Source organism: Caballeronia sp. AZ7_KS35 (assembly GCF_023631045.1).
Lineage (GTDB): Bacteria > Pseudomonadota > Gammaproteobacteria > Burkholderiales > Burkholderiaceae > Caballeronia > Caballeronia zhejiangensis.
The window spans coordinates 1-12,827 of the sequence record NZ_JALQDV010000075.1 but is presented as its reverse complement, the minus strand read 5'-3'; the positions used below and the strand labels follow the sequence as shown (position 1 = coordinate 12,827).

The following is a 12,827-nucleotide window of genomic DNA, read 5'->3' as shown; positions in this document are numbered from 1 at the left end:
CAGTCCGCACATCACCAGCAAGGGCGCGCCGTGAAGCCAGGCTTCGCCCTGGGGCGTCGCTTGCTTGAAATGCTCCAGCACCTATGCGGCGCATCTCGACGATCTCCGTCCTTCCGCAAAGGTTGCGTTCTCGGCCATTGCCGACATTGAGGCCGGTTCCATTCAATGTCAGCGGCCTGCCGGATCGCTGACCTTCGCGGCCGCCTGCGTCTGCGAACTCACACGACCCTTCTCGGGCGTTCGTTGGTCGCTGCTTCAAACGTCTCTTGTCCGAGGTCAGCAGTCGTCCGAATGCAACATCAATTGACGAAGGTGTGCGACCACGCGGCCATTGTTTGCAACAGCCCAAGCATACCTCGTCCTACATAAGGATTAACCATTAGCGTCCACTTGCCTCGCTATGATCACTTCGTGCTCGACCGGCAACTGACTCTTGCTGCAGTAACCATCCACTTTCGGAAAGCCTTGACGGCTTCGTCGTCCGCACGATCCACATTGACGATCATGGTGTAATCCGGCCCGCGCCACACCGGCCCCGGCAACGGACACACGAGCCGCCCCGTAGCGATCTCGCGCTCGATGAGCGGCAGCGACGCCAGGCTCACGCCAAGGCCTTCTGTCGCTGCGGCCAATTGCAGGAACACGTGATCGAAGTGAAGATGACGCGCACCCTGCATAGCCGCCTCACCCGCCTCCCGCAACCACTCGGACCATGCTGTGCGAGTGCTTGCCGAGTGCAGCCACGTGTGGTTGCGCAGATCGGCAACCGTGCCAACCGGATGACTGATCAACGCCTTCGGACTACACACGGGTAAGCGCAAGTCGGGCATCAGGATCGACGACTTGAGGCCTGCCGCATCGTCGAGTCCAGAGCGCACGCCGATGTCGAATGCGTCGCTGACATAGCGAAGCCGGCGCGAAGTAGTCGATAGCCTTACATCGATGTCGGGATAAAGCGCCTGGAAATCCGCCATCCGAGGAATGAGCCAGCACAGCGCGAAGCTCGCCAGCGCATTCACACGCACCACGCCCCTGATCCGACGCGTAACCGATTCGCGCCGCAACCGGCCCACCGAAGTGCCCAGCCGTGCGAACGCGCCGTTGACATCGCCGAGCAGTGTCGTTCCCTCGTCGGTGGGCACGACACCGCGCGCGCGGCGCTCGAACAGCGGGACGCCGAACCAGTCTTCTAGCAAGCGGATTTGCTTACCCACGGCCCAATGCGTCACGTGCAGTTCGTTTGCCGCGGCCGCGAAGCTGCCAAGACGGGCCACCGCCTCGAAGTACCGCAGGGCATTCAAAGGGGGCAACTTTTCGTTTGCCACGGCCACTCGCTTTAAAGTGCTCATAGGTGACTTTTTCTCCCGTCTGGGTCAATTTTATGTCAGTTGTTGCACAGCCGGGCGGGCCGTAGACTGCAAACTGCCTTGCAACGATATACGCGACGTAACTCGCAGTCGCGCGCCCTAGTTCAACGCATGCGACTCTTCTCCCTTTTCGCGCCCACGACCAACGCAGCCGCGCACACCGATCCGGCCTGCTCCGAACAACGCAAACTTGTTCCATGGCTCTCGTGCACGGCAAACGCACTGCACGACGGCTACACGGATATGATCGATGCGTTGTTGCCCACGTGGCAAACGGCATTCGGGCTCGGTTACGGCGCAATCGCGCTCTTGCGCGGCATCTACGCAGGAACCACGGCGACGCTGCAAGTGCCTGCCGGTAGTCTGGCGCCCGCGCTCGGCACGCGCGCGACGCTCGCAACCGGCACTTTGCTCGCCGCGCTGGGTTACGCCCTTGCGGGCATGTGGGGTACTTTGCTGGGTTTATGCGTCGCACTAGCCGTGTCGGGTTGCGGATCCTGCAGTCAGCATTCGCTGGCATCAGGCGCCGTGTCGCGTGCGTACGGACGCAACTCCCGCGCGCCGCTCATCGTCTATAACTTCGCGGGCGACCTCGGCAAGTCCGCGCTGCCCGCGACCGTCTGGCTGCTGATCACCTTCATATCGTGGCGTCATGCGCTTTGGGCGGTGTCGAGCATCGGCATTCTGGTTGCGCTAGTCATCGCACTTTGTCTTCCTTCGGTACGCGAAAACGAGCCGACAACCGAAGGGACGGCCAACGAAGTCACGACGGGTAGACGCACCGGATTCTCGCTGTTGTTCGCAATCGGCGTGGTGGATACCGCCGTGCGAATGGGCTTGCTTACCTTCCTGCCATTTCTTCTCCGCTCGAAAGGCATCTCGCCTCAGATGCTGAGCACAGCGTTGGCGCCGGTCTTCATCGGCGGTGCGGCGGGCAAGTTCGCCTGCGGCTGGCTTGCCGCACGCGTCGGTGTGACAAGAACGGTGCTTACCACCGAGGGCAGCACCGCGTTGCTGATTCTCGCCGCGATCGGGCTGCTACTCGCGCCCGCGATGATCCTGCTGCCGATGCTCGGCGTGATGCTCAACGGCACGCCGTCGGTGCTTTACGGCACGGTGCCCGAACTCGCGCCGCTCCGCTGCACCGAGCGGGCGTTCGCTCTCTTCTACAGCGGCACAATCGCATCGGGAGCACTCGCTCCTGATGCGTACGGACTGCTGGGCGACCGCATCGGCGTGCACGGTGCGACAATGGCCACCGCCGCCACTGCATTGGCTGGCTTTCCATTAGCGCTTGCGCTTCGTCGCCATCTGACCACGACCTGACTAGCCAAGTCCGGACGACCCAAATCAAACCACTAAGCCTATGACGATGCATGACACTCCAACGATCGCCCTCGTGGGCCCCGGCGCAATCGGGACCACCGTTGCCGCCGCTCTCCACGAAGCTGGCCGTACACCGGCGCTATTCGGCCGCACAGCACACGACCATCTGCACCTGCGATTCGACGGCGGCGAGATCCGCATGCCGGGACCCGTGCGGACGAACCCCGCAGACGTCGAAACGACGTTTGATCTCGTCTTCATCGCAGTGAAGACGACGCAGGTCGAAGCCGCGTCGAAGTGGCTGTCCGCGTTGTGCAGCGCGAATACCGTGGTTTGCGTCTTGCAGAACGGCGTACAGCAGAAGGATCAGTTCGCGCCTTACTTGTCAAAAGACCGTGTGTTGCCTTCAGTGGTCTGGTTTCCCGCTCAGCGCGAAGTCGATGGATCGGTGTGGCTGCGTGCGACGCCGAGGCTCACTCTGCCGGATACCGCCGTAGCGCAGGTCGTCCTAACGGCCTTGCGTGATACCCGCTGTTCCGTGGATGTGGCTAAGGACTTCACGAGCATCGCGTGGCGGAAGCTGCTTCAGAACGCAGTCGCCGGATTGATGGTCTTGACGGGTCGCCGCGCCGGCATGTACTCCCGGTCAGATATCGAAAACCTGTCGCTCGCCTATCTGACCGAATGCCTCGAAGTCGCTCGCGCGGAAGGCGCGACATTGGGCAACGAAGTCATGCGAGAGATCATCGAGGGATTTCAGCGCGCACCCATCGACCTCGGAACATCGATCCTGGGGGACCGGCAAGCGGGGCACCCGCTCGAATGGGACAGCCGGAACGGCGTCATACAGCGGTGCGCGCGTGCTCGCGGCATTGCTACGCCGGTCAGCGATCTGATCGTGCCGCTTCTGGCGGCGGCGAGCGATGGACCGGGTTGAACGAAGCACGGCCGGTCACCTTCCAGATGAACCGCAGCCTGGCAAGTCTCCGTGCTGAAGATAGGGCGTTGTCGAGGAACAGGAATCTTCGCTTCCGCTCCAAGCGGCGGACATCGCGAATTGCCGCTTCGCCCGAAGCCTGCGAGTGCGCAGTTCGTGCGGGTTTCATGAACTAACGTTAGGTACTAGCCTCTGCAGCGCAGGGGTACCATCATTTGACGCGGAAGATGACCGAGCGGAACCGTCGCCGTCAAGCTCTGTTTGGAATTTGTCTTGCGCGGCTAGGTCAATAACTAGCCGCTTCACTTCTTGCTCTCCAGACTCTGTTGACCGTCAATCCGCATTTGCATCGTCAAATTTCTTTTTTTTGAGATGCGAGATGAGCCGCTCGATGATATTGCGTGCATGTTCTACGTTAATCGTCCACGAGATGGTGCGGATCCAGCGATGACTTTGCGCTTCGTCGAGGCGCCCGCGTCCGATCACTGACGTGCCGCCCCTGCACTGTCCGCGACCGCCTTCAGGCGTGCTAGTGCTGGCTGCAGAGCCCAATGTCAACAGGTACGCGCGGTCGCTTGCGACGAGTGCAATGCGCTGCGCTCTACAGCCGCAGGGCATGCTGACTGCAGCAGCTCAAATGACACGCGTCCCGGCCACAAATGTTTCGCGCACCAAGGGCAAACGATTCATAGTCACGACGCGGGAGAAGTCGGCTCGCAGGCCTGGCTCAATAGCGCCGCGGTCGTTGAGACCGACGAGTAGCGCCGGCGTCGCGGACATCGCAGAGATGGCGCGCGGCAGTGTCCAGCCGCCTTGCTCGGCTAGCGTGAAGGCGGCCGTGAGCAGACTCGAAGGAAAATAATCCGACGACAATGCATCGACCAGATCGGCTTCGACGAGTTCGCGCACCGACACGTTTCCCGCATGCGATGCGCCCCTCACCAGGTTAGGCGCGCCGAGCACCGTGCCAATGCCCAGCTTCCGTGCCGCGGCGGCGGCCTCGCGGGTTGTCGGGAACTCGGCCAGCCCGATCCCTTCCGCTTTTGCCTCGGCGATCTGCTGCGCCGAGGCATCGTCGTGACTGGCGAGCGCCACGGACAGCGCCTTGCAGCGCGCGATGATTTGGTCGCGGTTGCGCGCGGCGAATCGATCTTTCAGTGTATTCAACGTGGAGACCATCGTCGCGAAACTGTCGTCGCTTAGTCGCCCATTGCGTTCCCTGCTACGGCGCCAATTAGTCAGGTCCTGCCACTGTCCCTGCCCCGGCGTGTGGTCCATCACCGAGCAAAGGCGCAATAAGGGATGCGCTTGCAACCTGTCAAACGTCGTCACCACGTTCGGCGTCGGCAGTTCGCAGCGTAGGTGCAGCAGATGGGAGACCCGTAGCACATTGCGCTGGCTCAGACGCAGCAACGCGTTCGCACTGTCGAGCGCGACGGCGGAGTCCTGAGTCGCATGGGTAGGGTGCGATCCGATCGTGATTGCATCGAATACCGTCGTGATTCCGGCAGCGGCGATTTGCGCGTCGTGCGCAACCAACGCGGCCCCGACGTTCCAGATTACACCTTCGCGCGGCAAAAGGTGCTTTTCGAGATTGTCGGTATGCAACTCGACAAGACCCGGCAGCAGGTAATCTCCATTCCAATCAATCGCCGCCGTAGCGCCGGTAGTTCCGGGATTGATCTGGTCGACCACACCATCGCGAATCGATAGCGTTCCCGTCACCACCTCGTGGCGCAACACGATGCGTGCATTCTTGATCAACATGATCTCTCCCTCACAAACGCCTCCTGTCTAGTGCAAGTATGGCGCCCGCGGCCAGCATCGCTTGATGGCTGCAGGCCTCATCGTTGTCAATGCGTCTCTTGCGCCCACTTAGTACCTTTGGAGAATGCGTCACGGCCCGATCTGTAGGCATCATCGCGCGCCACAGGATCGAATGCAGCCGCGCCGGAACGTCGTCGAGCAGAAGGGCTCGTCTATTCGCACCCGCCGCATGAAGAGACGCTGTCGTCGGCCGCCGATCATCAAACCAGCGCCATCAGGCGGGGATTTCCTCGACCGCACGGACGCCCTTCAATCCGGCCAGCTGATTGCGGTACGCGGTGAATTCGGCCGTGGACAACCGCGAAAAGGCAAGCGTGATGAGCTCGTCGCCTTGATGCTTGTCATCCTGCAGCACGCTGATGTTGCGTAACCGCGCGCCCTGCTCCCCAAACAGCCCGCACAGCTCGGGCAACGTCACTGCACCGCGCGTTGCCCTGAGCCGCAGCACGCGGCGCAGCCGTCCGCGCTCGCGCAGCTTCTGCGACACCGGCCTGACCCACGTCAGCGTCAGCAAGATAATGACCGTTGCCGCAACCGCCGGCACGTACAGCGCGCCGCCGGTTGCCAAACCGATGCCGGCCACCGACCACACGCTCGCTGCAGTCGTGAGTCCACGGATAACGTCGCCCCGTAGCAGGATGGCTCCCGCGCCGAGGAAACCAATGCCCGACACCACCTGCGCGGCAACCCGCGAGGGATCTAGGGCGATGTTCTGAATCTGCCGCGTGTCCTCGAAGCCAAACGCCGACACGATCATCACCAGCGACGATGCCACGCTGACGAGCATGTGGGTACGCAGTCCAGCGGGAAATGCGCGTCGTTCGCGCTCGAAGCCGATGATGGCGCCGAGCAGTGCGGCGACCAACAGGCGTGCGATCAAATCGATATTGCTGGGCATTGGAAACCTCCTGCTTATTGGTCTTATCCATCAGATGCGGTAATGCCGAGTGTCCTTAAACCCAATGCGACCGAGGCCACACGAGACAGCAACGATTCCGCTCGACTGGTCAAAGCGACCGGCACCCGCGCACCAATGACGATGCCCGCGCAATCGGCGCCGCCGAAATAAATCAGCGACTTGTACAAAATGTTGCCTGCCTCAAGATTCGGCATGATCAGCACATCGGCGTGGCCGGCGACGTCGGAAATGATCTTCTTTGCTTGCGCCGACCGCGGCGACACCGCGTTGTCCAGCGCGAGCGGGCCGTCGAGCCGGGCGCCTCTGATCTGGCCGCGCGCGGCCATGGTGCGCAGCGCCGCCGCGTCCAGCGTGCTCTGCATACCGGGCAACACCGATTCGGTCGCCGACAGAATGCCGATCCGCGGTTCGGCGACGCCGGCCGCGCGCGCAACCGTCATTGCGTTCTCGATGATCGAGCGCTTGGTCGCCAGGTCGGGCTGGATGTTGACTGCGCAATCGGACAACAACAGCAGCGCATCGCTCCCGGGCAATTCAATCGCGAAGGTATGAGACACTCGTTGCCGCGTGCGCAGACCGCCGTCCCGCTCGAGCACGGCGTGCATCAATTCATCGGTGTGCAGTCCGCCCTTCATCAGTATGTCGACGCGCTTTTCTTTGGCCAGCGTACATGCGTGCGTCGCGGCAATGCGCGGATCGTCCGCGGTGTCCTCGATTTCGATCGCGGCAAGCTCAAGCGACGACGTCCGTGCGAGCGCCTCGATAGGCTCGCGCGGCCCGATCAGGACCGGCACGCCAAGCTGTGCCCGCGCTATTGCAACCGCCGCCTGTAGCGACGCGAGGTCGGTCGGATAGACGATACCCACCTTGCGGCGCGCGTGCATCGGAACCGGCGCACACAAATGCTGTAGCAATGGATAGGCATCCCGGCGAAGTTCGCTCGTGGTGGTGGGGGCGTACATCAGTCGTGAGTCGAAGTGGAAGGCTGTTGCTGGACCGATTCGACAATCGCGAGGAAGTGATCGAGCTCGGGCGTGGCGACTCCAGGCGTCTTTGCGCGATCATCCCAACGGCGCAGTCGTACCGCGTCATCGGCAAACGGCAGCGCATGAAAGCTAGCAGCTTCAGAAGGGCTATGCTTGCCGCCTTGCAGCTCGAGGCTACGCACCGACACCGGCGAGAGCGTCGCGTGATACGCCGGATCGACGGCGCATAAATAGCGCTTCGCCTCGACGTGCAGCTTGATCGGTTCAAGCACAGCGTCGGGAAAGGCCGCGCGCAGGAAAGGCAGCGCGAAAAACTGATGCAGATCGTCCTGATCCGCCGATGGCGCAACGCCCGCCGAACCGCCGTCCTTTTGATGGGCCCGCAACATGTGGCCCAGATCGTGCAACAGCGCCGCAGCCACGAGCGTATCGGCTGCGCCTTCGGCTTCAGCAAGCGTTGCAGTCTGGAGCGAATGTTGCAACTGCGTCACCGGCTCATGGCTATAGGGGAGCGCGCCATAGCGCTCGAATAGCGAGCGGATATCTTCGATTCGTAACGACATGAGTCACCTCGCAATGGTCGTCGATCTCGTAAGTCCGCAACGCAATGCGGCCTCGACGGCATGGGATCGACAGGAAACTGGAGTTTGGAAAGTTGGTATAGCAATCGAACTTTCTCTGCGTGCTTATGTATGCTACTTTCGGCGCCTGGGCGAGCCAATCGATAAAAAGAAGAGCGCTCTGTGAAAAGAACTCACGCGGGACGCGACGGATTAGCAACACGCGCTTGCTGCAAGACGGCCGGCGCCCTTCCATACTCACCGACATGCGAAAGCTTCCCCCTCTGAACACACTCCGCGCATTTGACGCGGCTGCACGTCATCGCAGTTTCACGCTGGCCGGCGCGGAGCTTTGCGTCACTCACGGCGCGATCAGCAAGCAGGTTCAGTTGCTCGAGACTTGGCTCGGGGTCCAGGTATTCGTGCGTACTAACCGCTCTATCGCGCTAACCGAAGACGGCAGCCGCTTTCACGCCGAGATATCGCTAGTGTTGGACCGGATCGCCCGTTCCGCGCACGCATTGCGCGATCGAGAATCACCGCGGCAATTGCTAGTCGACTCCCTGCCGACATTTGCCGTGCGTTGGTTGATCCCGCGCCTGAGCGCGTTCACCGCTCTGCATCCGAACATCGAGATCCGGCTGACGACCTCGAACGAGCCGATCGCCACGACCACCAACCCGTACGATGTGGCTATCAGGGGCGGCCCCGAGAGTCATGGCGGATTGGTCTCCGATCGCTTTCTGGACGAATACCGAACCCCGGTCTGCGCGCCAGAGTTGATCGAGCACACGCCGTTGCGCGAACCAGCCGACTTACTCGAACATACGCTGCTGCACGCGGCGACCCTTCCCTCGCTGTGGTCGAACTGGCTTGCAGTGGCGGGGGCGGCCGATATCGAGCCGGCGAGTTCAATGGTCTTCGAGCATTTTTTCCAATCGATTCAGGCCTCGATAGAGCGCCTGGGCGTGGCGATCGGGCCGAGTGCGCTTGTCGAGCGAGAGCTGCGGGAAGGCAGGCTGGTCGCGCCCTTCCCCAACATCCATCTACCTGCGCGCAGCTACTACTGGTACTGCTCGGAGAGCTTGATCGCGGATCCCACGGCTCAGACTTTCTGCTCTTGGCTGTCGTCGCTGCGCGACGAGTCACGCGCAACCTGACGCGCAACCGCGTCTGCGGTGAGAAATACTCGCGCAAAGCCGGAGTTTTTTTCGATTGTTGGCTAAGTCCGCGCGCCCCTAACATCTGCTCTGGAGACCGGCTTTTGGCTGCGTGGCAGCGAGTTCGCTCGCGTGCCACACATGTCAAATCCGATGGATTTGAATGATATATATAATAAGGATCGCAAATGTTTCAACAATTGACATTGCCGATCGGGGGTGCGCTCGTGCCTTCGTTTCTGATGGCCGCCCTTCCGATCGTGACGGTTTTGTTTGTGATGGCCGGTCTGCGCAAGCCCGGATGGATAGCCGGCCTATCCGGCCTGGTTGTTGGACTTCTGGTGGCCACGCTAGGCTGGAAGTTTCCGGTGCCGCTGGCGTTGAGCGCGGTCGGATTGGGCGCCACGATGGCGGTGTGGCCCATAATGTGGGTAGTGGTTGCCGCGGTGTTCTTGTTCAACATCACGATTCGCTCGGGCCGTTTTGCCGGATTCCAGGCGTGGCTGCTGAGCAGTCTGCCGAACGACCGCCGGGTTCTGCTGCTGGTGGTCGGCTTCCTGTTCGGCTCGATGCTGGAAGCGGTGGCCGGCACGGGTACCCCAATCGCGATCACCGCAGCGTTGCTGATCGCACTCGGGTTTCCGGCGCTCGATGCACTGGTCTTTACGCTGATCTTCGACACCGCGCCGGTCGCTTTCGGCGCATTGGGGATCCCGATCACGGTACTTGGGGCAGTCACAGGGCTGCCGCCGGAAACGCTCGGTCAGATGGCGGGCAGACAACTGCCTTTGTTCGCGCTGCTTCTGCCGTTTTACGTTCTTGCGCTGTATAGCGGCCGCAAAGGGCTCAAGGACCTGTGGCCGCTGGCGCTGGTATCGGGCGGAAGTTTCGCGCTGACACAGTTCATCTTCGCGAATTTCGTCTCATACAAGCTGTGCGACATCATGGCGTCACTCGTCGCGATTGGCATGACAATGCAATTCATGCGCGTCTGGAAGCCGACTCCTGATCCGACCTTCATAGTCCTCACAGAGCGGCGCCCGGTTGCTTCGAGCGCGGTCTCAGGTATCCAGAGTTGGTATCCGTGGCTTCTGCTCGTGGTCGTGGTCGTCGCGTGGACTTGTTTCGACATCGCGCGCATCGGGCAAGCCAGCGTGCAGTGGCCGCTGCTGCACGACGCCGTCTGGATTACTGTCTATCACAAGCCTTACAGCGCAGTCTGGTCGTTTCAGCCGCTCACCACCGGTACGGCGGTGTTGGTGGCGGCCTGTCTGGCGGCGCCCGTGGTGCGGATTTCCCGCCGCGATCTCGCTGGCGCAGTGCGCGACACGATCCGGCAAACGGCGATTCCTGTCGTGACGGTGATGATGATCGTCGGCCTCGCGTATCTGATGAACTACTCGGGCCTGGTCTACACGCTCGGACTCGGCGTCGTGTCACTGGGCCCTTGGTTCCCGTTGGCCTCCGCGTTTCTCGGCTGGATCGCGGTGTTCCTCACCGGCAGCGACACCGCCGGCAACGCGCTGTTCGGAAACCTGCAGGTTGTCGCGGCAAACCAGCTACAGCTCAGCCCTGTATTGATCGCCGCGACGAATTCCACCGGCGGCGTATTCGCGAAGATGGTGTCGCCACAGAGCATCGCGAGTGGGGTCGCCACAACAGGCATGGCAGGCAAGGAAGGCTCCGTCGTTGCGCGCACGTTGCCGCACAGCCTTTTTCTGACGCTTCTGTTGGGGATTCTGGTGTGGCTGCAACAGCACTATCTGCACTGGGTCATCCCGGCGATGTGACTTGTCGTTCTTCCCGACCGACGCCTCCCTGAGGGCGATGACAGAACAGCCGAGGTGTGGTACCGACGCGGCGAGCATCGTCGCGAAACCATCTTCCCAGAACATCGCCCAACAAAATCGACAACAAGGATTCGAGCCCGACCGCGGAGTGCTATGTTCTTGACGCGCCGGGCACTCGATCACCTCGAGCTCATGCTCACGCAGGAAGATGCCGAGAACGTAACCGCCCCGACATCGAACTCAGCTCGGCTCGGAAGGCGTGGTCTTTATCGGGACGGCTATCTTGCCAGCCTGCGGAGCCAACTTCGCGCAACGGGATCCCGTTGACTCCACCGAGGTGATCTTCGGATTCGGACGTGTCGGCGAGCAGTGGCAGGTACTGAACATCACCGAGGCGCAACTGGCCGCACGCCTCGGCGAGCGGGTCGAGATGGCCCGATAGCCCCCGGCTCATCCTCGTATCGCTATTTCGAACGAAGGCTTCGCAGCCGACTCCCTCCACTCTACGGCGCCGAATCCGAATCTTGTCGATCCGAGCCGTGCTTGACGGCATGACGATCTTCGCTCAGGGCGAGACTTGTCACCCTCAACGCGCTATCGCCGCTGGCGAACGCGTGCCGCGCCGTCATCGGCAGAAAGAGTTCAACGCCATGGCACGGTGAAAGTCTTAACGGTGGTGAAGCTCTTCATTGCTTCCTGGACGCCCTCCTTGTGGCCTAACCCTGAATCCTTGATGCCGCCGAACGGCGTCAATTCGATTCGATAACCCGGCACCTCCCAGAGATTGACCGTTCCAACATGGAGTCCGTTGACGAACCGCGTGATGGTATCGAAGTCGTTAGTGCAGATGCCCGACGACAAGCCATAGGGTGTTGCGTTCGCGATCCGGATCGCATCGTCGACATCTTCGAAAGTCATGATCGGCGAGACCGGGCCGAAGGTCTCCTGAGCGACCACTTCCATCGACGGCGTCACGCACTCCAGCACCGTCGGCGTGAAGAGCGCGCCGCTTCGCGCGTTGCCGACAAGGAGGCGCGCACCCTGTTCCACCGCTCGTTGCACACGCCTCTCGAAAAGTGCAGCGGCTGCTTCATCAATCACCGTCCCGATGTCCGTTTCTTCGGCCATCGGATCGCCGCAGCGCCACGTCCATGTCTTTTGCACCACGCGTTTGGTGAAGTCCTCGGCTACAGATCGCTGTACGAGCATGCGCTTGACCGCCGTACAACGCTGCCCCGAGTTCTTGTAGGAACCCAGCACTGCAAGCTCCGCGGCGCGCTCGAGATCGGCGTCCTCCATCACGATGAGCGGATCGTTGCCACCAAGCTCCAGCACGATTCTCCGATAACCCGCGCGCTGGGCGATCGATTTGCCGATGCTCACGCCGCCCGTGAAAGTGATCAGCGCCACGCTCTCGTTCGTGATCAGTTCATCGGCGATCTCCGCAGGGTCTCCGGTGACGACCTGAAGCATTGGAGGCGGCAGGCCAGCCTCATATAGCAGGTCGGCCAGATAATAGGCGGACAGAGGAACCTTCTCCGATGGCTTCAGCACGGTGCGATTGTTGGTGGCGATCGCAGGCGCAACTTTGTGCGCGACCTGATTCATCGGGTGATTGAAAGGTGTGATGGCGGTCACGACGCCAAGCAACGGTTCGCGCTGGGTAATAACGCGGCGGGATTTTCCATGAGGCGTAAGATCGCAAGAAAAGACTTCGCCGTCGTCACGCAGTGCTTCGCTGGCGGAAAAGTTGAATACGTCTGCCACGCGCCCGATCTCATGGCGCGAGTCCTTCTTGCATAGACCGGATTCGAGCGTGATGAGGGTGGCCGCCTCTTCCGTGGGGGGGGGGGGGGGGGGGGGGGGCCCCCCCCGGGGGGGGGGGGGGGGGCGGGGGGGGGGGGGGGCGGGGGGGCGGGGGGGGGGGCGGCGGGGGGGGGGGGGGGGGGGGGCGG

General features: G+C 61.9%; 9 protein-coding genes and 1 pseudogene. 4 read left to right on the top strand and 6 right to left on the bottom strand.

The window, feature by feature from the left end; all coding sequences use genetic code 11:
- Window positions 1–404: 404 nt before the first annotated feature.
- Window positions 405–1,349, bottom strand: coding sequence for a LysR substrate-binding domain-containing protein (locus NCT05_RS36365; protein ID WP_250504736.1), 945 nt, complete (start codon window positions 1,347–1,349; stop codon window positions 405–407).
- A gap of 129 nt (window positions 1,350–1,478) precedes the next feature.
- Between NCT05_RS36365 and NCT05_RS36360 the strand changes: the two genes are divergently transcribed.
- Complete coding sequence (locus tag NCT05_RS36360) at window positions 1,479–2,693, top strand: MFS transporter (RefSeq protein ID WP_250504735.1); 1,215 nt, start codon at window positions 1,479–1,481, stop codon at window positions 2,691–2,693.
- Window positions 2,694–2,733: 40 nt separating this feature from the next.
- Window positions 2,734–3,630, top strand: coding sequence for an oxidoreductase (locus NCT05_RS36355; protein ID WP_250504734.1), 897 nt, complete (start codon window positions 2,734–2,736; stop codon window positions 3,628–3,630).
- A gap of 633 nt (window positions 3,631–4,263) precedes the next feature.
- Here NCT05_RS36355 and NCT05_RS36350 read toward each other — a convergent pair.
- The 4 genes from NCT05_RS36350 to NCT05_RS36335 form a co-directional block, all read right to left on the bottom strand.
- Window positions 4,264–5,397 carry an alpha-D-ribose 1-methylphosphonate 5-triphosphate diphosphatase gene (locus tag NCT05_RS36350; RefSeq protein ID WP_250504733.1) on the bottom strand — a complete coding sequence of 378 codons (1,134 nt, stop codon included), beginning with the start codon at window positions 5,395–5,397 and terminating at the stop codon, window positions 4,264–4,266.
- Between the two features lie 274 nt (window positions 5,398–5,671).
- Window positions 5,672–6,355 carry an MgtC/SapB family protein gene (locus NCT05_RS36345; RefSeq protein ID WP_250504732.1) on the bottom strand — a complete coding sequence of 228 codons (684 nt, stop codon included), beginning with the start codon at window positions 6,353–6,355 and terminating at the stop codon, window positions 5,672–5,674.
- Window positions 6,356–6,378: 23 nt separating this feature from the next.
- Complete coding sequence (locus NCT05_RS36340) at window positions 6,379–7,338, bottom strand: bifunctional enoyl-CoA hydratase/phosphate acetyltransferase (protein WP_250504731.1); 960 nt, start codon at window positions 7,336–7,338, stop codon at window positions 6,379–6,381.
- The gene (locus NCT05_RS36335; RefSeq protein ID WP_250504730.1) at window positions 7,338–7,925 is read right to left on the bottom strand and encodes a phosphonate degradation HD-domain oxygenase; all 588 of its coding nucleotides are present in this window, start codon (window positions 7,923–7,925) and stop codon (window positions 7,338–7,340) included. Before NCT05_RS36335 ends, NCT05_RS36340 begins: the two co-directional genes overlap by 1 nt.
- 224 nt (window positions 7,926–8,149) lie before the next feature.
- Between NCT05_RS36335 and gcvA the strand changes: the two genes are divergently transcribed.
- Together gcvA and NCT05_RS36325 are read left to right on the top strand one after the other, a co-directional pair.
- The gene (gene gcvA, locus NCT05_RS36330) at window positions 8,150–9,082 is read left to right on the top strand and encodes a transcriptional regulator GcvA (protein WP_250504729.1); all 933 of its coding nucleotides are present in this window, start codon (window positions 8,150–8,152) and stop codon (window positions 9,080–9,082) included.
- Window positions 9,083–9,270: 188 nt separating this feature from the next.
- Complete coding sequence (locus NCT05_RS36325; protein WP_250504728.1) at window positions 9,271–10,872, top strand: L-lactate permease; 1,602 nt, start codon at window positions 9,271–9,273, stop codon at window positions 10,870–10,872.
- Between the two features lie 642 nt (window positions 10,873–11,514).
- On the opposite strand, the pseudogene phnY reads toward NCT05_RS36325, so the two are convergent.
- Window positions 11,515–12,714: pseudogene (gene phnY, locus NCT05_RS36320) on the bottom strand (phosphonoacetaldehyde dehydrogenase); the annotation flags it as partial.
- Window positions 12,715–12,827: the final 113 nt, after the last annotated feature.